The sequence below is a fragment of the Maricaulis alexandrii genome (assembly GCF_005871165.1).
Classification (GTDB): Bacteria; Pseudomonadota; Alphaproteobacteria; order Caulobacterales; family Maricaulaceae; genus Maricaulis; species Maricaulis alexandrii.
Map to the genome: position 1 here is coordinate 1 of NZ_SWKP01000011.1, position 23,610 is coordinate 23,610.

General features: G+C 63.6%; 26 protein-coding genes. 19 read left to right on the forward strand and 7 right to left on the reverse strand.

Annotated elements, in window-relative coordinates; genetic code table 11:
- Positions 1-239: 239 nt before the first annotated feature.
- Positions 240-1,691 (reverse strand): sensor histidine kinase, encoded by a 1,452-nt coding sequence (locus FCS99_RS15205; protein ID WP_138514101.1) that lies wholly within the window; start codon positions 1,689-1,691, stop codon positions 240-242.
- 165 nt (positions 1,692-1,856) lie between these two features.
- Here FCS99_RS15205 and rpmH point away from each other — a divergent pair, with 165 nt between their 5' ends.
- The 12 genes from rpmH (at position 1,857) to dapD (ending at position 12,904) form a co-directional block, all read left to right on the forward strand.
- The gene (gene rpmH / locus FCS99_RS15210) at positions 1,857-1,991 is read left to right on the forward strand and encodes a 50S ribosomal protein L34 (protein WP_014283918.1); all 135 of its coding nucleotides are present in this window, start codon (positions 1,857-1,859) and stop codon (positions 1,989-1,991) included.
- Between the two features lie 5 nt (positions 1,992-1,996).
- Positions 1,997-2,386: a ribonuclease P protein component gene (locus tag FCS99_RS15215; protein ID WP_138514103.1), complete on the forward strand. Its 390-nt coding sequence runs from the start codon at positions 1,997-1,999 to the stop codon at positions 2,384-2,386.
- Positions 2,387-2,400: 14 nt separating this feature from the next.
- Positions 2,401-4,176, forward strand: a complete 1,776-nt coding sequence (yidC, locus tag FCS99_RS15220; protein ID WP_138514106.1) for a membrane protein insertase YidC — start codon at positions 2,401-2,403, stop codon at positions 4,174-4,176.
- A gap of 426 nt (positions 4,177-4,602) precedes the next feature.
- Entirely contained in the window at positions 4,603-4,740 is a 138-nt protein-coding gene (locus FCS99_RS16170; RefSeq protein ID WP_171036407.1) for a hypothetical protein, read from the forward strand.
- A gap of 375 nt (positions 4,741-5,115) precedes the next feature.
- Complete coding sequence (locus tag FCS99_RS15225) at positions 5,116-5,808, forward strand: HEAT repeat domain-containing protein (protein ID WP_138514108.1); 693 nt, start codon at positions 5,116-5,118, stop codon at positions 5,806-5,808.
- Positions 5,809-5,818: 10 nt separating this feature from the next.
- Positions 5,819-6,718, forward strand: a complete 900-nt coding sequence (locus tag FCS99_RS15230) for a hypothetical protein (protein WP_138514110.1) — start codon at positions 5,819-5,821, stop codon at positions 6,716-6,718.
- A gap of 237 nt (positions 6,719-6,955) precedes the next feature.
- Positions 6,956-7,531, forward strand: a complete 576-nt coding sequence (yihA, locus tag FCS99_RS15235; protein ID WP_407658298.1) for a ribosome biogenesis GTP-binding protein YihA/YsxC — start codon at positions 6,956-6,958, stop codon at positions 7,529-7,531.
- Positions 7,531-8,541, forward strand: a complete 1,011-nt coding sequence (locus FCS99_RS15240; protein WP_138514112.1) for a DUF1036 domain-containing protein — start codon at positions 7,531-7,533, stop codon at positions 8,539-8,541. The genes yihA and FCS99_RS15240 overlap by 1 nt, the downstream gene beginning before the upstream one ends.
- Positions 8,542-8,544: 3 nt before the next feature.
- The gene (locus FCS99_RS15245) at positions 8,545-9,249 is read left to right on the forward strand and encodes a pyrimidine 5'-nucleotidase (protein WP_138514114.1); all 705 of its coding nucleotides are present in this window, start codon (positions 8,545-8,547) and stop codon (positions 9,247-9,249) included.
- A 164-nt stretch (positions 9,250-9,413) separates the two neighbouring features.
- Positions 9,414-10,607, forward strand: coding sequence for a hypothetical protein (locus FCS99_RS15250; RefSeq protein WP_138514116.1), 1,194 nt, complete (start codon positions 9,414-9,416; stop codon positions 10,605-10,607).
- 123 nt (positions 10,608-10,730) lie between these two features.
- On the forward strand, positions 10,731-11,939 hold the full coding sequence (locus tag FCS99_RS15255) for a hypothetical protein (RefSeq protein ID WP_138514118.1): 1,209 nt from the start codon (positions 10,731-10,733) through the stop codon (positions 11,937-11,939).
- 137 nt (positions 11,940-12,076) lie between these two features.
- A complete protein-coding gene (dapD, locus tag FCS99_RS15260; RefSeq protein ID WP_138514120.1) occupies positions 12,077-12,904 on the forward strand; it encodes a 2,3,4,5-tetrahydropyridine-2,6-dicarboxylate N-succinyltransferase in 828 nt (275 codons plus the stop codon).
- On the opposite strand, the gene FCS99_RS15265 is transcribed toward dapD, so the two are convergent.
- Complete coding sequence (locus FCS99_RS15265) at positions 12,885-14,096, reverse strand: TIGR03862 family flavoprotein (RefSeq protein ID WP_138514122.1); 1,212 nt, start codon at positions 14,094-14,096, stop codon at positions 12,885-12,887. The genes dapD and FCS99_RS15265 overlap by 20 nt on opposite strands.
- A 7-nt stretch (positions 14,097-14,103) precedes the next feature.
- Positions 14,104-15,228 carry a DmpA family aminopeptidase gene (locus tag FCS99_RS15270; RefSeq protein ID WP_233352866.1) on the reverse strand — a complete coding sequence of 375 codons (1,125 nt, stop codon included), beginning with the start codon at positions 15,226-15,228 and terminating at the stop codon, positions 14,104-14,106.
- Between the two features lie 192 nt (positions 15,229-15,420).
- Between FCS99_RS15270 and FCS99_RS15275 the strand changes: the two genes are divergently transcribed.
- Positions 15,421-15,759, forward strand: coding sequence for an aspartate decarboxylase (locus FCS99_RS15275; protein WP_138514126.1), 339 nt, complete (start codon positions 15,421-15,423; stop codon positions 15,757-15,759).
- A 1-nt stretch (position 15,760) separates the two neighbouring features.
- On the opposite strand, the gene FCS99_RS15280 is transcribed toward FCS99_RS15275, so the two are convergent.
- On the reverse strand, positions 15,761-16,225 hold the full coding sequence (locus FCS99_RS15280) for a cupin domain-containing protein (RefSeq protein WP_138514128.1): 465 nt from the start codon (positions 16,223-16,225) through the stop codon (positions 15,761-15,763).
- Positions 16,226-16,594: 369 nt separating this feature from the next.
- Here FCS99_RS15280 and FCS99_RS15285 point away from each other — a divergent pair, with 369 nt between their 5' ends.
- From FCS99_RS15285 to FCS99_RS15295, 3 genes are read left to right on the forward strand one after another with little or no spacing between them, the layout of a single operon-like run.
- A complete protein-coding gene (locus FCS99_RS15285) occupies positions 16,595-17,119 on the forward strand; it encodes a hypothetical protein (RefSeq protein WP_138514130.1) in 525 nt (174 codons plus the stop codon).
- Positions 17,091-18,281 (forward strand): succinyl-diaminopimelate desuccinylase, encoded by a 1,191-nt coding sequence (gene dapE / locus FCS99_RS15290; protein WP_138514132.1) that lies wholly within the window; start codon positions 17,091-17,093, stop codon positions 18,279-18,281. The genes FCS99_RS15285 and dapE overlap by 29 nt, the downstream gene beginning before the upstream one ends.
- Complete coding sequence (locus tag FCS99_RS15295; protein WP_138514134.1) at positions 18,278-18,844, forward strand: hypothetical protein; 567 nt, start codon at positions 18,278-18,280, stop codon at positions 18,842-18,844. The genes dapE and FCS99_RS15295 overlap by 4 nt, the downstream gene beginning before the upstream one ends.
- On the opposite strand, the gene truA is transcribed toward FCS99_RS15295, so the two are convergent.
- Positions 18,841-19,590, reverse strand: coding sequence for a tRNA pseudouridine(38-40) synthase TruA (gene truA / locus FCS99_RS15300; protein WP_138514136.1), 750 nt, complete (start codon positions 19,588-19,590; stop codon positions 18,841-18,843). The two genes, FCS99_RS15295 and truA, sit on opposite strands and share 4 nt — an antisense overlap.
- Positions 19,590-20,522, reverse strand: coding sequence for a methionyl-tRNA formyltransferase (gene fmt / locus FCS99_RS15305; protein WP_138514138.1), 933 nt, complete (start codon positions 20,520-20,522; stop codon positions 19,590-19,592). The genes truA and fmt overlap by 1 nt, the downstream gene beginning before the upstream one ends.
- An 80-nt stretch (positions 20,523-20,602) precedes the next feature.
- Here fmt and FCS99_RS15310 point away from each other — a divergent pair, with 80 nt between their 5' ends.
- A complete protein-coding gene (locus FCS99_RS15310) occupies positions 20,603-20,962 on the forward strand; it encodes a Kazal-type serine protease inhibitor family protein (protein ID WP_138514140.1) in 360 nt (119 codons plus the stop codon).
- Between the two features lie 3 nt (positions 20,963-20,965).
- On the opposite strand, the gene FCS99_RS15315 is transcribed toward FCS99_RS15310, so the two are convergent.
- The gene (locus FCS99_RS15315; RefSeq protein ID WP_138514142.1) at positions 20,966-21,544 is read right to left on the reverse strand and encodes a hypothetical protein; all 579 of its coding nucleotides are present in this window, start codon (positions 21,542-21,544) and stop codon (positions 20,966-20,968) included.
- 157 nt (positions 21,545-21,701) lie between these two features.
- On the opposite strand from FCS99_RS15315, the gene FCS99_RS15320 reads away from it, so the two are divergent.
- Both FCS99_RS15320 and FCS99_RS15325 read left to right on the forward strand, forming a co-directional pair.
- The gene (locus tag FCS99_RS15320; RefSeq protein ID WP_138514144.1) at positions 21,702-22,553 is read left to right on the forward strand and encodes a pirin family protein; all 852 of its coding nucleotides are present in this window, start codon (positions 21,702-21,704) and stop codon (positions 22,551-22,553) included.
- Positions 22,554-22,635: 82 nt separating this feature from the next.
- Positions 22,636-23,610 (forward strand): glutathione S-transferase family protein, encoded by a 975-nt coding sequence (locus tag FCS99_RS15325; protein ID WP_138514146.1) that lies wholly within the window; start codon positions 22,636-22,638, stop codon positions 23,608-23,610.

Consider the following 23,610-nt stretch of genomic DNA (forward strand, 5'->3'; position numbering starts at 1 on the left):
GCCGGCAAACCACCCAAACTCGTCAACGTCGCCGTCATGCGAAAGCTCATCGAGGCTGCAAACCTCGTCCTGAAACGCCAAACACCATGGCAATCAGAAATGCAAACGACATAGTTGCTTCTCCCGCAAGGGGAGAAGGAGCACGTCAGGGCTTTGCAGGAAACTCCCTCTCCCCTTGCGGGAGAGGGTGGCGCGCAGCGCCGGGTGAGGGGCGGCCGCGTCAGCGGCCCGGCAATACCCTACCCCGAAACCGGCAGTCTCACCGCAAACACGGTCCCATCCTTACCGGTCCTGACCAGTTCCACATCGCCTTCGTGGCCGCGGGCCAATTCGCGGGCGATGGAGAGGCCGAGACCGGTGCCGCCGCGGCGGGTGGAGCCGGTGAAGGCCTGGAAGAGATTGTCGCGGGCCTTGGGGGGCAGGCCGGGGCCGGTATCGATGATCTCGATCACGGCAAAACCGTCCTCGCATCGTCCGGTAACGGCGAGGCGGTGCTCGCCCTCATGCTCGTCCAGCGCCTGGACGGCATTGCGGAACAGGTTGAGGAAGATGCGGTGCACCTGGTCCGGATCGGCATCCAGCACCAGATCCGCCGACAGGTCGTTCTGCCAGCCATGCTGGTCGCCGCGCCCGGCATGCAGCGAGACCTCATCCACCAGGGCCCGGGCCGGGACCGGCTGACGGGCGGGCGGGCTTTCCTCGGCGCGCCCGAATTCCAGCGTCGCCTCGCAGAGGCGGATACCCCGGTCGATGGCCCGCACGAGGCGCTCGCCCATGCGGCGCACGCGCTCATCACTGTCCATCGCCAGCCGGTCGGAGACGAGGTGGGTCGAGGCCAGCACATTGCGCAGATCATGATTGATCTTGGCCACAGCACTGCCCAGGGCCGCCAGGCGCTCGCGCTGGGTCAGGGCGGTGCGGATATCACTCTGCATGCGCGCCAGCTCGGCCTCGGCCTGGCCGAATTCACCGCGGGCGCCGGATGGCCGGATGCTGCGTGCCGGATCGGACGGATCCTCGCGGAAACGCGTCATGGACCCGGCCAGGCGCCGCATCGGGCGGACAAAGAGCCGGAACAGGGCGGCATAGATCACCGCACCGGCGAGGATGGCACCAATGCCGGAATACAGGAGAAGCCGCCGTGAAAAGGCGTGCAATTCCTCCTGCAACGGCGTCTCGCGCACGATCACCCGGATCACCTCACCCGGTGCGCCCATGGGTTCCGCGCTGATCCGCAGCATCCGGCCCGGCGGCGCGAACATCACGTCCACCGTGTCGCGCAAATGGCCCCAGAGCCCGGTCGTACGCAGATCGCTCTCCACGAATCCGCCCTCGATCGGACCGGGGAAGAGGACGAGCTCATTCATGCCATTGCGGACCCGGGACACGGCAATGGCGTCGGCGCCCATCAACAGGGTGCGCACCTCCGCTTCGCCCAGCGCGCCCTCCGGCGCCACATCCGCGGCCAGGGCCGCCAGATGGGCCGCCTCGGCACGGTCACTCATCCATTGCAGCCGGAAACTCGCCGCCGCAGGAAAGAAGAACAGGGCAACACCGGTGAAAACCAGGCCGATCGTGACGAGGAATAGCTGCCCCGGCAGGCTGTCGACGAGACGCCCGATCCCCGGCCGCGGCGCGGCACTGTCCTGCGTGTCATCACGGGCTTTATCCGGTGGCGGTTGTGTGATCATGAGCCTGACCGGCAATAGACCAGCCCGTGGGGGGCGGCAAGCGGTCACGGCGCGCCGGTTGTGCACCTGTCATTGCCTGCGCAAATCCCCTCGCAGGTCTTGACGCGGATGGTCCAGCCGCGTATTAGCCGCCGCTCTCGAATTGAACGCCGATGGAGCGCGACCGTGAAACGCACATTTCAACCGTCCAACCTCGTCCGCAAGCGTCGGCACGGGTTCCGTGCGCGCATGGCAACGAAAAACGGCCGTCAGGTTCTGGCACGCCGCCGGGCCAAAGGTCGCAAGCGCCTGTCCGCCTAATCCCGATGGACACGCAGCCGCTGGCCGTTAAACGGCTGACAAAGCGGCGCGAATTTTTGTTCGTCGCCAAGGGCAAGAAAGCCGTCCGGTCCAGCGTCGTCATCCAGGCGCGAAGACGGGACGGCTCTTCTCATATGGGCCCCTGGGTCGGTGCCGGGTTCACTGCCACCCGCAAAATTGGCGGTGCCGTGGTCAGAAATCGTAGCAAACGGCGTTTGCGCGAGGCCGCCCGGCTGCTACTCCCCCTCCACGGACAGTCCGGGTTTGACTATGTATTCATCGCGCGTGCGTCCACGCCGGAGAAGGAATGGTCGCGCCTCGTCGGGGATGTCAAAAGCGCACTGGTAAGCCTCAAACCGTCCGAGGCACCGGACGAAGGGACACAGCAAGCCTGAAAGGCCGAGTTTTCATGGGCGAAGATCAACGCAATCTGTTTATCGCACTGGGCCTGATCGTCGTGATCATGCTGGGCTATGATGTCTTCTTCATGGGCCCGCAGCGCGAAGCGCGCGAAGCCGAGCAAGCGGCTCTGGAGGCCGCCGGTGAGCTGGCCGACCCTGATCTTCCGGTAGAGACCGGCGAGCCCGCCGCCCCGAGCTATGTCGACCGCGATGATGCGCTGACCGAAAACAGCCGGATCGCCATTGAAGGCCCGTCCGTGATCGGCTCCTTCTCGCTGACCGGCGCCCGTTTCGACGATATCCGTCTGGTCCGCCACACGACCAGCATTGATGACGACACACCGGTCGCCCTGCTCAACCCGATCGGGACCGAGCATGTCTTCTACGCCCGCGATGGCTGGCAGTCCGCCACGCCGGGCTTCAACGATCTGCCGGGCGGGTCCACGGAATGGACGCTGGTCTCCGGCGACACGCTGACCCCCGACACCCCCGTCGTGCTGGCCTATGACAGCCCGTCGGGCCTGCATTTCGAACGCACGATCTCGGTCGACGAGGATTACCTCTTCACCCTGGAAGACACGGTCACCAACAATGCCGGGTCCGAAGTGGAACTCTCCCGCTATGGCCTGGTGCGCCATGAAGGCCTGCCGGAAGACCTGGTGCGCAATATCGCCGTCTTCGAGGGCGCGCTCGCCGTTGTCGACGGCACGCTCTTCCAGAGCAAGTTCACCAAGCTTGAAGACGGTGACGGGGCCGAAGAGGAAAGCGGCGTGGGCGGCTGGGTCGGCATCACCCAGCGCTACTGGATGGCGGCCGCCATTCCCGATCAGGACCGCAGCTTCACCGCCCGTTTCCGCACCATCGACCGCGCAGGCACGGACGCATACGAAGCCTCCTATGTCGAGCAGGCCCAGGCCCTGGCCCCGGGTGAGAGCCTGAGCTCCACCACCCGCATCTTTGCCGGAGCCAAGGAGCTTGACGTCCTGCAGGCCGTGCAGGACGAGGTCGGCATCGAGAAATTCGACATGGCGATCAATTGGGGCTGGCTCTGGTTCCTGGCGCGCCCCTTCGTTTGGCTTCTGCACCTGCTGGAAGGCTTTACCGGCCAGTTCGGTCTCGCCATCCTCGCCCTGACCCTGCTGATCAAGATCCTGATGTTCCCGCTGGCCAACCGCGCCTACGCCTCGATGGCGAAGATCAAGGCCGCTCAGCCCAAAATCCAGGAAATCCGCGAGCGTTATTCGTCTGACCAGCAAAAACAGCAAAAGGCGATGATGGATTTCTATCGGACCGAGAAGATCAATCCGATGGCCGGCTGTCTTCCCATGCTGCCACAGATCCCGATCTTCTTTGCGCTCTACCAGACCCTTTTCAATGCCATTGAAATGCGCCACGCGCCCTTCTTCGGCTGGATCCGCGACCTGTCCGCGCCGGACCCGACGAATGTCTGGAACCTGTTCGGTCTGATCCCCTACGACCCGTCCGGCCTGTGGCTGATCGGCGGTGTTCTGGGCATCGGCGCCTGGCCGATCATCATGGGCATCACCATGGCCGCGCAGCAGGCACTCAACCCGCCGCCGCCGGATCCCATGCAGGCGAAAATCCTGGCTTTTCTGCCGATCATTTTCACCTTTGTGCTCGCACCGTTCGCGGCCGGTCTGGTGATTTATTGGGCGTGGAACAATACGCTCACCGTACTCCAGCAGTACGTCATCATGCGGCGGCAGGGAAATGAAACGCAATTCGACAAATTCATTGCCCACCTGCTCAAGCGTAAGAGTTAACCGCTCAACAGACCCGCACTCCGCCTAACGCATGCAGCACGCAAGGGTTTGCTCGTGCGCACGCTGAAGAGATGAGCACTGGCATGCTCCCTTCATGCCAGCCCGGCGGGTTTCGATACGGCAGGCTCGAACCAACCCCGCCGCAGGCTTGGCGCGCCCCGCAGAGACCCAAGCCACGCCATCGACGCGACCCGCGGGGCCAGCGATGCCAACACGCGGCGTTCCCGCGTTTTCCAAGCCTCCAAACCCCTGTCTGCAAAGACCCAAACGGCCGGGCGCTGGCTGATTTCGCTCGCCTAAAATGACAATCTGTAGACGTGCACCTCGAGGTTACGACTTGACCGAGCCCCAAACTGCACCCTAGCGTTATATGGCTTGTCGTTCACCGCTTTTGGTTTTTCGGCAAAGTATTAGATGGAGAATCTCATGAAAGATTTTGTTGTTCCTAAACTTGAAACCCCGGTTTCCATGCACAACTCAAAAACGGCAGAAGAGACGATTCACCCTGTACTTATTGTACCTGCGATTATTGCAATCGAAGTATGGGTTGCCACTGGAGCGTAATGCTTGGGCGCGCAAAAATTTGCGCGCCCATACTCTTTTTGTTCGCCTGGACGGGACCCAGCAATGAAATACTTGCCAGACCAAGAAATACCTCTGAATTCACCGAATTTCTCAAGCCATGTAGATACGAGCATTGAGGCGTATGATACAAACATACGCGGCACATCAGAGTATAAAGAATTATGCAAAAATTTGGAAAAACACTCTTCATACAGAAAATCAAAAAATCAAATTGATAGCTTTCGTGACTACATTGCGTCGAAATCTTTTTCCGAATGCACACTCAATTTGTGCAAAAGTTACATATCTTCAGCCGTATCATTTCCATACGCGATACCGACTTTTTCATCAAATTGGGAATCCCGACGCACGAGCGTGTCTTTGATATTCCCCAATAACATTATTCTTACACTTGAACTTTTCGACAAACTCTCTTCAGAGGCGAGCGCAGAACAAGACACGGATAGCTCCCGAATAGTCATATTTGGTGGTTGTGATATTTTCCAAACGGTTCTGAGCGAGCACACGCTCCACTACAAGAAGTGGCAGATCGACAGACCAGCATCCCCGGACACCCCTCTGTCGACCTATCGGTGCGAGGAGGTTGGCGCCGGCTCGATCGGCTGCGGCACCTCTGCATTTATCAACGGTGCCACTCAATCAATTTCCTTCACCTCGTCGAGCGGTCCTATTGTCACGGCATCGCTGTTTATCGACAATCCAGATACTGAGCTCGTGATGGATTTCGATACGAAAACCCGTAAATGCATAGCCGTCAGACCCAAAAAGACTGCACATTCGCAAGCGCAGATATTTATTGAGCTGATTGGCACACTGGATGAGATCACGCGCTCCGATATCGAGACGCTGGTATACTTTCTCAGTTCCGATCAGCACTACATTCGCTGGGATGCCATGCGCACGCTCATCCAAAGGTGCGAGCCCGACGTCTGGTTCTCCCAATTGCAAGCGTTTGCCGACCACGACCCCCACGCAGAGGTTCGCCTCGCAGCTCGGCAAACTCTGGACCTGATCGCGCAATCCCACATTCAAGCAGAACCGGCTTAGAGGCAGTAACATGGTTGAGATTGTCGAGACTTCAGAGACAGATGCGATTTCGATAGAGGAATTTTGCGACGAGTATCGCGCTCAGGGTCTGTCGAGCGCTTCGCCAGAGGGCCTGAAAGAATGTGCGCCCCTGCTGCGGCGCCTCAGCAATAACAAGCGCCTAGTTGTGGATCATATCCGGGACGCGCTGATGCAGCCCATCGATGCCAGAACGCGTTCAGTCTACAGCGCCCAAGCCATGATCATGTACCGTCAGAATGGTATATATTTGCGGTGTGCCGTCTGGCCGGGCGTAGAGGGCGACCTGTACGGCGTGTCCAGCAACAGGGCGTTCACCTACGAGTTCCCCCACGACCACAATTTTGACTTTTTGACCATTGGCCATCTAGGCCCTGGCTATGAGACCACGTGTTACGAATACGACTATGACGTTGTCGATGGTTATGTTGGTGAACAGGTCGACCTGAAACCGCTTGGCCGCTTTCGGTTGAACTTGGACGAGACCCACCTCTATCGAGGGCACCGCACGATCCATGTACAACACCCGCCTCAATCGACATCGGTTTCCCTCAACTTGATGGGCACTGGGATTATTTCCGCCCATACGGATCAATACATATTCGATCCCAGCATGCAGCACATCAGCGAAGTCGCCACGCCGAACGGTCTTGTCCATTTGCTGGCCATCTACACAGCAACCGAACACGTTGAGAGCTCCCTCGACATGATCGACACAATCGCGACGAACCACCCGAATGGTCAGGTTCGGGCGGCTGCCGTTCGGGCGATCCAGGGCATCGCCTGCTCACCCGACATCAAGGAGTCGATCTATCTGCGGGCCATGGCGCGCGGCAATCCCCTAGTAAAGCGGGCGGCCCAAACAGCACTGAACAGCCTTGCCTCTCAATAGTCACGCCGCCGCTGCCAGAGAGCGGGCCGAGCCGCCGTCACTGCACGCATGACATCATAGAACTGCAGCACGTTCTTGAGATACGGCCGCGTTTGGTCACCTTTGCGGGCGGATGGCGAATTCCTTATCGTGGATGGAATTCGCTACGCCTTCAAAGGGAGAGCCGTTCTGGCCGATAATTCCGACCTCGATATCGCCGCTGGCCGGCGATTGTTTTCCCGGCCCTGCACCTTCCTCATGGGTGCGGTTGATCTCAACCATCTGCCGCCGCCGGACCGGATCGAAGTGGCCTTTGCCGGCCGCTCCAATGTCGGCAAGTCTTCGCTGATCAATGCGCTGACGCGGCAGAACGGTCTCGCCCGCGCCTCGGGCGAGCCGGGCCGCACGCGCGAACTCAACTTTTTCAATGTCGATGAGACGGGCCTGCGCATCGTCGACCTGCCCGGCTATGGCTATGCCAAGGCGCCCAAGGATGTGGTCGAGAAATGGACCCGCCTCACCCGCGCCTTCCTGCGCGGACGGGTCAATCTGAAGCGCGTCTACCTGCTGATCGACAGCCGCCATGGTCTCAAGGCCGTGGACGAGAAGATCATGGACGTGTTCGACGAAGCGGCCGTCAGCTACCAGATCGTGCTGACCAAGACCGACAAGATCAAACCGCCGGCCGTCAAACGGGTCAGCGAGGAAATCCGCACCGCGATCATGAAGAGGCCCGCCGCTTTCCCCCGGGTTTCTGCCACCTCATCCTCCAAGACGGACGGGATCGACCTGTTGCGGGCCGAGATTGCCGAACTCTTGCCGGACTTCGCCTGATGGTGCCCCGTTTCATTAAAATAAGCGGTCTTTTCGCGCTCCTCGCCCTGGGTCTGACAGCCCGGTCCGAGGCGGCCGAGATCTGCAATGAGACCAGTTTCATCGCCGAAGTCGCCGCTGGCTGGGCGGTCGAGGGCGGCGTTGCGATCGAGGGCTGGACACGGGTCCGCCCGGGCGAATGCGAGACGATCGCCGAGGAAGTGGACCTGACGCAGGAACAGCCGATCTTCTTCTATGCCAAGTCCTCACTGGCCTATCTGGGCGGCGTGCGCGAATGGCGCGGCACCGTGCCCTTGTGCGTCGATGAAGCCGATTTCGAAGTCGTCGCCAATACGCGCTGCGCCGCACTGGGCCTGGCCTCCCGCGACTTTTTCGTCCGCGAGGGCGACGACCGGGAACGCACCGTGCTGGCGGAACCGTCGGACTATGGGCGCCGCTCCGGAACGGCCGGCATCCAGCGCCTGCTGCAATCGGCCGGTTTCCCGGTGAATGGTGTGGACGGCTATGAAGGCAGCTCCACCCGCCGCGCCATCTCGCGCTTTCTCGAGACGGCCGGGATCGGCCGCGATCCCAGCGATGCGGCCCTGATCGACGCGCTGGAAGCCCGGGCCCTGGAACGCAATGCCAGCAGCGGTCTGATCCTGTGCAATGAAGCGGATGGCGATATCTCTGCCGCGGTCGGCTACCGCACCGCCTCCATCTGGCAGTCACGCGGTTGGTGGCGCATCCATGCCGGCGAATGCGCCCGCCTGATCGGCAACCGTCTGGAAACCGCCGGCGGGGACGACGCCCCGGCCTATGTCTATGCCGAACGGGTGTCCTCGTCCGGACGCCGCGCCATGACCGGCGGCGACACCGCTTTCTGCCTTGCCCCGGCCCGTTTCGTGGCCGAAGAGCGGACCGATTGCGCCGAGCGCGGCTATTCCACCGCCCGCTTCCGCCGGGTTCCGGCGCCGCAGGATGGCGGCGTACGGGTCACGGTCGAAGAAAACGATTTCGAGGGCGGCTGACCCATGACGGACGAACGCCCCGACCTCTCGCACATCTCCCACTGGGTGTTCGACCTGGACAATACGCTCTACCCGTCCGACGCGCCGATCATGTCGCAGGTGGACCGGCGCATGACGCTCTATGTGGCGCAGCTGCTGGACCTGCCCGAGGACGAGGCCCGCAAGGTCCAGAAGGATTACTGGCGCACCTATGGCACCACGCTGAACGGGCTGATGACCCATCACGGCGTGGACCAGCGTGCCTTCATGGACTTTGTCCATGACATCGATGCCAGCGTGATCGACCCGGACCACACACTCGCCGATCGCATCGCCGCCCTGCCCGGCCAGCGCCTGGTCTACACGAACGGGTCCTTGCGCCATGCGGAGAATGTGCTCGGCCGGCTCGGCCTGGACCACCTCTTCCACGACATTTTCGATGTCGAGGCCGCCGACTTCACCCCCAAACCCCATCGCGAGGGCTTTGACCGCTTCACCAGCCGGTTCAACCTGCCCATTCCCCAATCCGTCTTCTTCGAAGACAGTGTGCGCAATCTGAAGACGGCGCATGAATTGGGCTTCACCACCGTGCTGGTTCGGGCCAAGGAAGGCGACCGCGACGAGGAAAGCGCCGGCCCGGGCGAACACCCGGATCATGTCCATTACGCCATCGACTGCCTGAGCACATTTCTCGGCACAATCACCACCAGCGCATCGAAACCGCGCTGATCCCCCATTCAAAGCCAGATCGGCGACCGCCGGCGTCGGATTATCAACTTCGCCCTGTACTTGTTGCTGGAACGATGCATAGATTGTTTCAACTCAAAGTATCAATTCAGGGAGCTGTGATCGGGGGTATCAATCGCTGCTAGCAGCCGGGGGGCGATAGCGACATGACGCATGATGACACACCCAGATATCTGGCCCTCGCGGACCGTCTCGGGCTGGACCGGGACGCCCTCGAACGGGGTGAAACGATCCGGACGACGGTGAAAATCGCTTCGTTCGAAGACTTCAGGGAGATTTTCGGCGGATCCCTGACAGAGGCACAGCGTGACGCCCATTCTGCCGCTCACAAGTCCCGCCCGACGAGCCCTGACAGTACACTGGCCCTGCTGGACGAACTGGAACGGCATGTTTACGGCCGGCACACGCTGAGCGAACAGGCGCGTGACTATGCACAGACCGCCTTCCCGATTTCGGCCAAGGTGATGAGCGCCACCGACCTGGTGATTTCCGAAGATGAGATTCTGGGGCCTGGCGGCGCGCCTGTCGTGATCAGCTGCGACACACTCACTTTTTCCGGCGGCAGCATTCAGGCCATTACAACCTCACTGCATATCACGGCCCGTGAGCTGGCGGTCAATGACCCCGGCTCAACCCATTTCCACATCGGCATTCTTGGAGAAAAGGGAGAGAATGGCCCGCGCGGTGAAGACGGAGCCCCGTACGCCGAACCGGCGAAGACGGGCAAAAAGGGAAAGACCGCCTCGCCCGGCGTCTGCAAAAGCAGCGGCGGTGACGGCGATGACGGCGCGCGCGGCCGTAACGGCACCGACGGCGAACGCGGCGATGACGGACGAGGATCCATGTCGGCGAATGTCACAATCGATAAATTTGCCGGTCCCAACCCGTTTATTGTCTTCACCGAGTCCGGCGCCGGAGGGGATGGCGGTGATGGCGGCAATGGCGGCAAGGGCCAGGATGGCGGGAGAGGCGGAAAAGGCTGCGATTCAGGATGCACAGGCACGAATGGCGGCAATGGCGGCAAGGCCGGTGAAGGCGGCGATGGCCTGAATGGCGGCGACGGAGGTCGGGCCGTCGACGCCTGGGGCGATATCTATATCCTCTTCCCCAAGGAGGCGACCGCGATGCTCCAGACCAATAAGAGCACGGTGTCGCCAGGCAAATACGGAAATGCCGGGAAGGCCGGCCTGCCTGGCGAGCCCGGCAAGGGTGGCAGTGGCGGCAAACATGCCAACAAAGGGAAGACGGGCAAGGAGAATAGTCCGGGCATGTCGGGCTCTCGCGGGGAGCACGGCAAAGGCTCCGGCATGCCCGCCAACTACCAGATTCACTACTTCTGATTCCGTCTGTGCGGTCGGCAGCGTCCGGCGCAACGCGGCATCCCTGCTTGGAATAACTGGATGCAACACCGAGATCTGAACAGGTCGGACACAGGGGCCGGATGGCCGCTGGGCGATTATTGCGTGCAAATTCCAACCTTGGAAGACGGGCGCCGGTTTCTCGGTCCTCCGTCCGAAGATGCGCGCCACGCGCGCAGCCAGGCCTATTGGCAACAAGCCCAGATGCGGTCCCGGGGGCGATTGCGTCTTGGCATGCACGACCGGGGCGAGGAATTCATGCTCGCCAACGGCTCGATCTGCGAGGCGGATCTTGATGGCCATCGCAATCACCTCCCTTTGCATGTCCGGGTCCTGCGCCAGCACGAAATCCGCATTGCCCAGGGTGAAACGCTCGACCTGACAGCGTCCCACACCTGGTGGGACGGTCTGGACAGTCGCGAGGAACTCTATGTCCTGCTCCAGGTTGACCGGCTCATTGTCGAACCCGGGGCCCGTCTGACCGTGCGCGGCAATGTCTGCGTCTGCAATATCGGACATCTCATTGCGGATCCGCCGACCGGACCGGGACAACCGCCTGTCCCGCAATTCGAGATCCATGTCCGCGGGACGGCGCATGCCGCCTACAGCGCCCTTCGCGACGCGCCGTCGGAAGACGGACGGGACGGGCTGGACGGCGTGCCGGGACGAACCGCACGAGAACGCACCCCGGAACCCAGTCTTCTCGGACCTCTTGGACAAGCCACCATTCTCGAACCGGCAACGGACGGACAGGACGGGCTGCCGGGTCAGGACGGCACTCGCGGACAGAATGGCGGGCTGGCGATGGTCGCCGATATCCGCATTGGCCGGATCAGTGGTTTTGCCCCGAAAGGTGTTCGCGTTTTCGGTCAGGCCAGTGCGGGCCAGCCCGGAGGCAATGGCGGTCGGGGCGGTCGCGGCGGTGACGGCGGAAACGGGCGCACACATGCCGCCCGGGGCGGTGACGGCGGAGCAGGCGGAGACGGCGGCCATGGCGGGAATGGAGGCCTGGCCGGAAATATTTTTGTCGAATTGCCGGCCGACGACCGGGACCGCGTCGAAACCTGTTCGAAAGACAGTCTGGGTGGCCGGGCCGGGCGGGGCGGCCGTGGCGGGGATGCGGGCCGCAACGGCATGGCACGTGATGCTGGTGCCGCGCAACCGACCGCGCCTGCACGGCCGGGCCGGGACGGGCGGGACGGGCGCCCGGGTCGTGGACGGCCGGGGCCGAATATCCATCTTCTGCTCACGCCCCCGGCTGCCCAAGCCGCGGCGGCAGACGCCTCCCAGGCCCATGAGCCGGTCGCGACCTGACGACGCACGCCTCAAGCGGATTGCCAGCGTGCAGGAAATCGCACGCGCAGGGTTTGATGCACCGCAACTTACAGACTAAACCGGCCTCTCGGTGAGACACACCGCACGTGCAACTTCGTCAGCAAGAGCGCCCCATCATGACCGACGCCACCCTCATCTCCATGATCGAAGCCGCCTGGGACAATCGCGAGACCGTGTCGACAGACACGCAGGGCGAGGTCCGCGAAGCCGTCGAGAGCGCGATTGCGCTGCTGGACAGCGGCCAGGGCCGGGTGGCCTCGAAAGAGGGCAATGGCGACTGGATCGTGCATCAATGGCTCAAGAAGGCGGTCCTGCTGGGTTTCCGCCTGAACCCGATGGGCACGATCGATGGCGGTGTCGGCTCCGGCAAATGGTGGGACAAGGTGCCCTCCAAGTTCGAGGGCTGGGGCGAAGACGAGTTCAAGGCTGCCGGATTCCGCGCCGTGCCGCCCTGCGCCGTGCGCCGAGGCGCCTATATCGCGCCGGGCACGGTTCTGATGCCCTCCTATGTGAATATCGGCGCCTATGTCGATGAAGGCACGATGGTGGACACCTGGGCCACGGTCGGTTCCTGCGCCCAGATCGGCAAGAATGTCCATATCTCCGGCGGGGTCGGGATTGGCGGCGTGCTGGAACCGCTGCAGGCCGGTCCGGTCATCATCGAGGATGATGTGTTTGTCGGTGCCCGGTCCGAAGTCGCCGAAGGCGTGATCGTCCGCCAGGGGGCCGTTATCTCCATGGGTGTCTTCCTGGGCCAGTCGACCAAGATCGTGAACCGCGAAACCGGCGAGATCACGCGTGGTGAGATCCCGGCCTATTCCGTGGTCGTGCCGGGCACGCTGCCGGATCCCAAGGGCGGCCCGTCCCTCGCCTGCGCCGTGATCGTCAAACAGGTCGACGCCCAGACGCGGTCCAAGACCTCGATCAACGAGCTGCTGCGGTAAGCCAGTCCTCGATCCCCCGCGCGGCCGCCAGGCCTGTAGCGAAACTCGCCTGCAGGAGATAACCGCCGGTGGGCGCATCCCAGTCGAGCATTTCGCCAGCCGCGAACACACCCGGCAGGGCGCTCAGCATGAAGTGCTCATCCACCGCCGTGCGGGCGATCCCGCCGGCCGAGGAAATGGCGCGATCGAGCCCGCGCTGGGCTGTGACCGTCAGCGGTACGGCCTTGATCAGGGCGGCCAGGCCCTGCGGATCGCGGGGCAGGTCCGGTACGGCATCGCGCAGGACGGAGATGGCCTGGGGTGAGAGGCCGGCCTTGCGCAGCGTGTTGGACAAGGACTGACCTTTCTTCGCCTTGGCCAGTTTCGCCGCCAGGGCGTCAGCGTCCAGATGCGGCCGCAAATCCAGGGTCAGGGTGAGCGGTCCGTTTTCCAGCGCCGTACGGATGGGTCCGGACAGGGCATAGACCGCCCCGCCTTCCAGCCCGTAACGCGCCAGGACGAGTTCCCCCTCGATCCGTTCCTCGCCCAGGCTGAGCGCGATGGTCTTCAGCGGAGTGCCGGCAAACCGGTCGCGGGTGATCTCGCTCCAGGTGATCTCGACGCCGCAATTGGAGGCCGAAAACGGCACGAGCTCGACACCTTTGCCCCGCAGGCCCTCCGCCCAGCCCCCATCGGAGCCGAGACGCGGCCAGCTCGCCCCGCCCAGGGCGAGGAGGGTGGCATCCGCCGCGGCCGTGACCTGTCCGTCCGGTGTTTCAAAGGCCAGCGCTCCGTCCGCCGTCCAACCGGTCCAGTCATGGCGCAGATGGAAGACCACGCCCTGGGCCTCCAGCCGCGCGCGCCAGGCCCGCAGGAGCGGCGAGGCCTTCATCGCCTCGGGGAAGACCCGTCCGGAGGAGCCGACGAAGGTAGGCTGGTCCAGCCCTTCGCACCAGGCGCGCAGGCCGGCCGGATCAAAGCGGGCGATGACAGGCCCCAACCAGTCCGACGCCTCGCGATAGCGACCCAGAAAGGCCGGCAAGGGTTCAGAATGGGTGAGATTGAGCCCGCCCCGGCCTGCCATCAGGAATTTGCGGCCCGGCGTGGGCATTTTCTCGTAGAGATCAACACTGTGCCCGCCGGCGGACAGATGTTCGGCCGCGATCAGTCCGGCCGGTCCGCCGCCGATAATGGCAATGCGTGGGGTCGCCATGCCGGACCTATTCGCCGTCACGGGCGGCGCTCATCTCGCGGACCTGCTCGACCGGCAGGGCCCGCACCGGCTCACCGCCATCGACGCGCGGATAAGCGATATCCTCCGCCATCAGCAGGGAATTGTAGATCGCCTCCTCCGTGGTCTCGATCACCGCCTGGAAGAGCGGCGACATCTGTCCATTGGGCAGGTCCGAGACCGCGGACACTTCGGACCGCCGCTCCGGCGTCCGCCGCACATCGGCATGGGTGGAAAAGGCGATCGCGTAATCGCCCGATCCATTGGTCATTGAGGCCCCCGTGCGCGCCAGCCCGGCAAAGGCCCGATGCGCCAATCGTTCCAGATTGCGATCGGACAGGGGGGCATCCGTGGCGATGATGATCATGATGGAGCCATCCGCCCGGTCATCGGCGACCTGGTCGGACAGGTAGAATTGCCCCAGCGTTTCGCCCACGGGCAGACCGTCCATTTGCAGCACGCCGCCATAATTGGTCTGCACCAGAACGCCCAGCGTCCAGCCGCCCAGAGCCTCGGGCATTTGGCGCGAGGACGTGCCGATCCCGCCTTTCCAGCCAAAGGCCACCGTGCCGTTTCCGGCTCCGACATTGCCCTCCGCGACCGGCCCGCCCGTCGCTGCCTCGATCGCTTGAACAGCGTGCTCGGGCTGCACGGCGCGGGCCCGGATATCGTTGAGCCGGCCATCATTGGTTTCGCCGACCACCATGTTGAGCGATCCGATGGCCTCATGCCCCGGCCGGTCCAGCGACCAGTCGAGCAGGCCATCGGCGACCCGCGGCACGGACATGGTATTGGTCAGCAGGATCGGCGTTTCGATCTCGCCGAGTTCGACGATCTGGGTCGCGCCCATCAGCTTGCCATAGCCATTGCCCACGGCGAGAGCTGCCGGGACTCGGTCCGCGTAGATATCGCCGGGGTGGGGCCGGATCGCGGTGACACCCGTGCGCAGGAAACCGGGACCGGTCAGGGTGACATGCCCGACCCGGACGCCTTCGACATCGGTGATCGCATTGAGCGGGCCGGGCGAGAGGATGCCGGGTTCCAGACCGATCTCGCGGGCGCGGACCTGGTCCTCGCCGCGTGCGCCATCCTGTGCCTGAAGCGGTGCTGTCATGATCGCCACCCCCATCATGGCGGCCGTCAGAGACCGGGCTGGGCTCATGAGGGCGTTCCTTGAATTGCTGCTGTTCGATCTGAAGATAGCAGGGGGAAACGCCGCGTCACCTGCCGCCTGCGGTGATCGGACGCTACCGCAAACCCGCCGAATCTGATGCTATGGGCGCTTCTTTGAAACAAGGGGCCCGTCATGAGCGATAACGAGACCAAGGACCGTCCGGCAGCCGACCCGGCCGCCCCCTATGGTTCGGCGAACAATCCGTCCGAATATGACGTCTATAACCGCCTGGCCAAGGACGAGCCCTATTTCATCATCCGCGGCGGCGACCCGCTGTCGGATGCGCTGGTTGAGCTGCACGCCTATATCGGGGCCGGCCAGTCCGGCGCGGCGCATGACACGCTGGAACGCATCCTGGCGCTGACCTCGCAGAAGCCGCCGCGCCCGGTGGGCTCCCCGAAATACCGCGAGACCTTCAAGATCTCCGTTTCGATGGAGCGCTACCGGGAAACCCACGGCCGCTCGCACTAGTTCAATAGTGCGAGCCGTCCTTGCGGGTGAAACCACCAACGCCGGAATAGCGTCCGGGCAGGGCTTTCAGGTCAATGTCGGGATAGTCGCAGGCGTCGGAATCCGAGCGCGACCCGACCACCAGGAAGACACAGTCCTCTTCGGACTTGTTGACCAGATGGTGGGCGTCCTCGACGCCGGCCGGGAAGCCCGCGAAATCACCCGCCTTCATGACGGTCTCGCCCTCTTCGCTCACCAGCACGGCCTCGCCGGACTGGATGATCACGAATTCGTCCTCATCGGAATGCCAGTGGCGCTGGGATGACCAGGCCCCCGGCTCCAGCCGCACCAGATTGACGCCGAACTGGTCCAGGCCGGCGGCAGTGCTGAGACGCTTGGTGTGACGCCCGGCCACCGCCCCGGCGAACTCGGCCGGATAGCCCGTCCCGCTGGCTTCCTCCACATCACTGGACGCAAACTTTTTCATCTTACTTGCCCCTCGATTTGGCTTGGCGCTGTTTGCGCCCCCTTCATAGGGGGCGTCCCCCGTCTCGGCTAGGGCCGATCCGGTCTTCTTCCGCCGCTGCATGCTTCCACCTCCCATTCACGTCACCCCATCGATCCCCTTATAAGCAGCTCAAGGCTGCTATTTTGCCGCCAACAAAGGTCCGAGCAGGCGCGATACTGGGGGAAGCAATGACTCACAACTCAGGGGACACAGTTCACTATCACGGTGGCCAAATCCTCTTGGTGCCCGACTTGGTACTCGACGCACCTTTTGAATCCACCCTTTCCTGGCCTGCTTGACTCCCAAGTCTCTTACTCTAAATATCCTTATAAGGATATGGAGATTGCCATGCCGTCCGTGATTGAATTGGATCTGGGCCTGCACAAGGCGCTGGAAGCACACCGGATATCTCTCGAGGAAAGCCAGACAGACATTCTCCGTCGGGTCCTCGACACGACGCCCAGGCCGGTGGAGCCGGCGCCGCCTTCCGCGCCCATCCCTCAGGATTGGCTGGACCAAGACGACACGACGGGGCGCCGCACAGGGCATTTTCGGGTGCGTCTGCATGACCGGGAATATTACGCGGGAAGCCAGAAGTCCGCCTATCGCCTCGCCCTGATCTGGCTTGAGAAAACCAGGCCCGGCTTGCTGGATATCCTGTCCAGGGACGGAACCGGGCGCCGGCGCGTCGTGGCCCGCAGCCCGCAGGCGCTTTATCCGCGGTCCCCGCAACTCACCAAACATGCTGAAAAACTCTGCGACGGCTGGTATGTCGATGTGAACCTGTCCCGCGAACAGAAACTCGCCCGGATCAAAACCGCCTGCCGTCTGGCCCAGCTGGACTATGACAAGGACCTCATCATTGAGCTCTGACACGATTGCCGACCTCGCCAATCCGCTGCCGATTGCGCAGGCCCTGATCCAGCGCCCTTCGATCACGCCGCGGGATGAAGGCGCGCTGGGCGTTGTGCAGGACGCGCTGGAAGCGATGGGATTCGACTGCCGGCGCTATCCGTTCGGCGAGGTCGACAATCTCTACGCCCGCCTGGGCAGGGCAGAGCCCTGCTTCCTGTTCGCCGGGCATACCGATGTCGTGCCGCCCGGTGCGGAAGCGGCCTGGCAACAACCGCCCTTCGCCGCCCGGGCAGAAGACGGCATGTTGTGGGGACGTGGCGCGGCCGACATGAAGGGCGCGATTGCCGCCATGATTGCCTCGGTGCGGCGCTTTCTGGATGCGGCAGGCACGCCGGACGGCTCCATCGCCTTCCTGATCACCGGCGATGAGGAAGGCCCGGCCGTCCACGGCACCAAGGCCGTGCTCAAGGCGCTGGAAGCGGAAGGCGAGCGCTTCAGCCATTGCCTGGTCGGCGAACCGACCAATCCGAATGCGCTGGGCGACACGATCAAGTCGGGCCGCCGGGGCTCGCTGAACTGCACGCTGACCGTGACCGGGCGCCAAGGCCATGTCGCCTATCCGGAACGGGCGGAAAACCCGATCCCGCGCCTGATGGGTCTGCTGGAACGGCTCAATGCCCGGGTGCTGGATGAGGGCGCGCCGCACTTCCAGCCCTCCAATCTGGAGATCACCTCTGTGGATGTCGGCAATCCGACCACTAATGTGATCCCGGCCGAGGCGACCGCGCGCTTCAATATCCGCTTCAACATCAAGCATACCGGCGATGAACTGACCCACTGGATCGAGGACGAGGCGGCCAAGGCGGGTCTGGGCTTCAATGGCAAGGTCCGGGCCGACATCCATGTCACGGGCGAAGCATTCCTGACACCGGCCGGCGCCTTCACCTCCCTGTTGCAGGACAGTATCGAGGCCGAGACCGGGCGACGTCCGGCCCTGACGACCGGCGGCGGAACCTCCGATGCCCGTTTCATCCAGACCTATTGCCCGGTCGCGGAATTCGGCCTGGTCGGGGCCACCATGCACCAGGTCGATGAACGCGTGCCGGTCAGCGATATCGAGACACTCACGAAGATCTATACGCGGATCCTGACCCGCTATTTCACGGACACGCCGAAATGATCCGGCTGATCGCGGAGGGTTGGGTCGGCGTTCGGGCCAGTCTCAGGCTCCTGACCTTCCGGCCGGGCTGGGAAGACGGTTTCAATACCTCGATCGCCGGCTTCTGGCGGTCCTTTGCCGCCATCCTGCCAGCCATTCCGATGGTGCTGTTGATCCAGGCAGCCACGGTCAAGGCGGGCGGCACCATGAGCTATCTGGACCAGTTCGTGGTCCAGTCCCTGTCCTGGTTCATCTTTCCGGTCGCCGCGGCAGCCGCCTGTTTCGCGACCGGCGCACGGGCGGCGTTTGTCCGCTGGGTGGTGGTGCACAACTGGGCCGTTATCTGGCTGTATTTCTACCTGTTTGTCGTCTGGATGGCCTATACGGCCGGCGTGCTGCCGACCTTCCTCACGGCGATCGCGCTCAACATCTACCCCTATATCCGGGTCCTGGTGCATTGGCGGGTGGCCTATGCCACGCTCGGCCTGCCGACCATTACATCAGCCTTGGCTGCCGCGGCGCCGATCCTCGCCATCGAGCTGGCCATGATGGCCTATCTGGGCACGCTGGAAACGCCAGCCTAGGCGTCCCCGGGATAATCCACTGCCACGAGGTAGAGCCCGTCCGACGGGGCCACCGGGCCGCAACGGGACCGGTCCGCGGCATCAAGCGCGGCCTTGAAATCCTTGGCCGACCATTTACCGACCCCGACCTCGACCAGTGATCCCACCATCGAGCGGACCTGGCGGTGCAGGAAGGAGCGGGCCGAACAGGTCAGCTGAACCTCCTCGCCATAACGCGACACGGAGATGGCATCGAGCGTCTTCACCGGGCTATCGGCCTGACATTGGGCATCGCGGAACGTCGTGAAGTCATGCTGGCCAAGCAGGGCCTGGGCGGCGTGATGCATGGCCTCGGCATCGAGCGGCCGCGGAACGCGCCAGACCTGCCCCCGGTCCAGGGTGAGTGGCGGACGCCGGTCGATCATGCGATAGAGATAATGACGCTTCGTGGCCGAGAAGCGGGCGTGGAAGTCGTCCTCCACCCGCTCGGCCTCCAATACGGCAACCGGGTCCGGCTTGAGGTGGTAGTTAATCGCGTCACGCACCTTGTCAGCGGCGAGATCCTTGACCAGGTCGATATGCGCCACCTGCCCCAGCGCATGCACGCCACTGTCCGTCCGGCCAGCCCCATAGACCAGGACCGGCGCGCCATCGAGCGCCTCGGCGGCCCGCTCCAGGCTCTCCTGCACGGACGACGCATTGTCCTGACGCTGCCAGCCGGAAAAGGGCGTGCCGTCATATTCAAGGGTCAGCTTGTAGCGCGGCATCAGTTCAGCACCGTGCCCACGGCGACGGCATTGCCGCGCTGGAAGGTCTCGGCGTCCATGGCGCCCTTGCCCTCGCGTTGCAGGCGGGTCAGGCGCAGAGCCCCTTCGCCACAGGCCACGGTGAGATCATCCGTCAGCACACTGCCCGGCTCGCCGCCACCCTCGACAGGCTCAGCCATCAGCACCTTGACCCGCACCGGGCCCTTCTCGGTCGGCAGCTCGAACCAGGCACCCGGGAAAGGCGAGAGCCCGCGGACATGGCAGGCCAGATCGGCCGCCGGGCGCGCCCAGTCGATACGGGCCTCGGCGGAGGAGATTTTCTTGGCATAGGTGACGCTGTCTTCGGACTGGGGCACGGCTTCCAGCGAGTCCCGTTCCAGGGCGGACAGGGTGCGCGGCCACATCAGGGCGCCTGTTTCCATCAGCTTGTCATGCAGACTGGCCGCAGTGTCGGTGTCGGCGATGCGCACGGTTTCCGACAGCAGGATCGGCCCGGTATCCAGACCCGCCTCCATCTGCTGGATCTGGACGCCCGTCATCTCATCCCCGGCCATGATGGCCCGCTGGATCGGCGCCGCCCCGCGCCAGCGCGGCAGGAGGGAGGCGTGCAGGTTGAGACAGCCCAGACGCGGCGCATCGAGCGCCTCCTGCGGCAGGATCTGGCCGTAGGCGACCACAGCGGCGAGATCGAGGTCCAGCGCAGCGAACTCGGCGATGACCTCCGGGTCGCGGAAACTCTCCGGCGTAGAGACCGGAATGCCCAGCACTTCGGCCAGCTGGTGGACCGGCGTCTTCTGCTCGCTCTGTCCCCGGCCCCGGCGGCGCGGTGGCTGGGTGTAGACGCGCGCGACCTCATGCCCGGCGGCAGCGATCTCGGCGAGCGAGCGGGCGGCGAAGTCCGGCGTGCCCATGAAGGCGAGGCGAAGCGTCATGTCGGTCCACATTCATCTGCGGTTGAAGTTGCAGGTGTGATAACGTCCCCAACATCCTGCCGCCAAGAGAAAGCGACATCATGAAAGCGATCTGGCTCATCCTGCCCGCCCTCCTGCTCGCCGCCTGCGCCACAGATGGAGGTCCTTCACCCGACGGTCCCCGCGACGTGATCGAGGTCGGAATCGGGGAAAGCTGCGGCGGCATGCGGATGACACCGCAAGTCTGCGCCGGCGCACCGGAAGAGACCTATTGCCGCTATGAGCCGGCCGCCATGTGCGGTGCTGCCGATGCGCCAGGCACCTGCCAGCCGCGTCCGCAAATGTGCACGCGGGAATACCGTCCGGTCTGCGGCTGTGACGGCCAGACCTATGGCAATGCCTGCACGGCCGCGGCGGCCGGCGTCAGCGTCGTGCATGACGGCCAGTGTCGCGCCGACTGATCCCTATTCAAACCCCCAGGGCGGTGGCGGCGGGGCCACCGGCTGGGTGACATTGAACGCGGCCTCGAAATGCCGGTCCGGCCGGTCGAGGGCATAGGTGAAAGTCGTGTCGGTCAGCGTGATCGACCAGACATTCGCCATCGAGGCGGGAATGCCTTCGTGTTCGAACAGGTTCCGGGAAAAGGCGTCAGCCGGGAATTCGGCGCGATTGGCCGACGCCGGACCGGCGGTGTCGCCGCCATACTGGGTCAGCACGTCCTCGCTGCCATCCTCGTGGCGATGATCATGTTTGAGGCGCAGACCGTCACCCTGGCGCGTGATCACCCAGGTCCGCGACCGGTCCTCACCGACATGCAGCGGAATGCGGATCTCCGTGTCGGAGCACTCGCGCACATGCATGGTCAGGGTCTGTGACGCCCAGTCCGCATCGCGCGGATCCTCGCTGACCACCTGTCCCTCATAGGCCTGGCCGCACAAGGCGGTGAGCTGGTCAAACAGGTCCGTTTCCGGCGCCGCCTCATCGGGGGCCGAACAGGCCATCACGGTGACGGGCAAAGCCAGGCAAAGCAGGGATCGGCGCATGTCATTTCCTCCATGGATGACAATACGCTGCCTCATCCCTTCCGATTTGGAAACAATGCCTTTCAAATCCCCGTCTGGGTTTTGGCCGGTTGCGCACCTATCTTCCTCCTCAAGACCGGCGCCCGAGCCAGGCGCCCCAGGCGAGGAGGACACAACCATGTCTGCCACCGACACACTCACCCGCACACGCCGCATCACCAAGGTGTCGCGCGGCCTGCCGACCTCGGACGGAGCCGGCGTGAAACTGACGCGCATGCTGGGCCATCAGGGTCTGATGGATCTTGATCCCTTCCTGATGCTCGACCAGATCCGCTCCGATGACAGTGCCGACTACATGGCCGGCTTCCCCAACCACCCCCACCGGGGCTTTGAGACCGTGACCATCATGCTGGACGGCAAGATGCGCCATGGCGACAATAAGGGGCATTCCGGTGTCATCGAAGGCGGCGGCATCCAGTGGATGACGGCCGGCCGCGGCATCGTCCATTCGGAGATTCCCGAACAGGAAGATGGCCGGCTCTGGGGTTTCCAGCTCTGGGTCAACCTGCCGTCGGAACTCAAGATGACAGATCCGGGCTACCAGGAATTCGCCAAGAACGAGGTTCCCGTCGAACAGCGCGAAGGCGCGAGCCTGCGCGTGCTGGCGGGTTCGACCATGAACGGTCTGGAAGGCCCGGCCAAGTCGGTCTCCATCCAGCCCACCCTGATCGATATCGTGCTGGAACCGGGTGCCACCCTGACCGAGGCGATTGATCCGGATCACACGGCCTTCATCGCCGTCTACAAGGGCTCCGTCTCCTCCGGCGAAGGCCGGGTGAACGACCCGGATCTGGGCGTTCTGGAAGATGGTGATACGATCGAGCTGAAAGCCGGACCGGAGGGCGCCAGCCTGCTCCTGGTCGCCGGCAAGCCGATCAAGGAACCGGTCGCCCGCTACGGCCCCTTCGTGATGAATACCGAAGCCGAACTGCACCAGGCCGTTCGCGACTTCCAGGCGGGTCGCTTCTAGCGCCCGCCGCGGCGGATGCCGTCCCCCTCCCCCCGGACGCGCATCCGCCCCTTCTTTTCTCCGCGACAGCAAGGACAATCCCATGGGCCTTCTCGTTGATGGTCAGTGGCAGGACCGCTGGTATGACACGTCGAAATCGGGCGGACGCTTCGAGCGCTCGGCCTCGCAATTGCGCAACTGGATCACGCCGGACGGCGAAGCCGGGCCATCGGGCCGCGGCGGCTTCAAGGCCGAGCCCGGGCGCTATCACCTCTATGTCTCCTATGCCTGTCCCTGGGCGCACCGCACCCTGATCTACCGGGCCCTGAAAGGCCTGGAGGACATGATCTCGGTCTCTGCCGTGGACTGGCTGATGAAGGAGAATGGCTGGACCTTCAAGGATCGCGGCGACGGGATCGTCGGCGATGATTTGTTCGCCAAGGACTATCTCTACCAGGTCTATCTGGAGAGCGAGCCGGACTATTCCGGACGCGTCACCGTGCCCCTCCTGTGGGACAAGCAGACCGGTCGCATCGTGTCGAATGAGAGTGCGGAAATCATCCGCATGTTCAATTCGGCCTTTGACGGGGTGGGCGCCAAGCCGGGTGACTATTACCCGAAGGACCGGCGCGCCGAGATCGATGCCCTCAATGAACGCATCTACGACACGGTCAATAACGGCGTCTACAAATCGGGCTTCGCGACCACGCAGGAGGCCTATGAAGAAGCCGTCGGCCCGCTGTTCGGCAGTCTGGACTGGCTGGAGGACATTCTGGCGCGGTCACGCTTTCTGACCGGCGATGAACCGACCGAGGCAGACTGGCGTCTCCTGCCCACCCTGCTGCGCTTCGACCTCGTCTATCACGGGCATTTCAAGTGCAATATCCGGCGCATCGCGGACTATCCCAACCTGTCGGGATACATGCGTGATCTCTACCAATGGCCTGGCATTGCCGACACCTGCAATTTCGATCACGCCAAGCGGCACTACTATGCCAGCCATGACACGGTGAACCCGACCGGCATCGTGCCGGTGGGTCCGGTCCAGGATCTGGACGCGCCGCACGGGCGCGGCTGA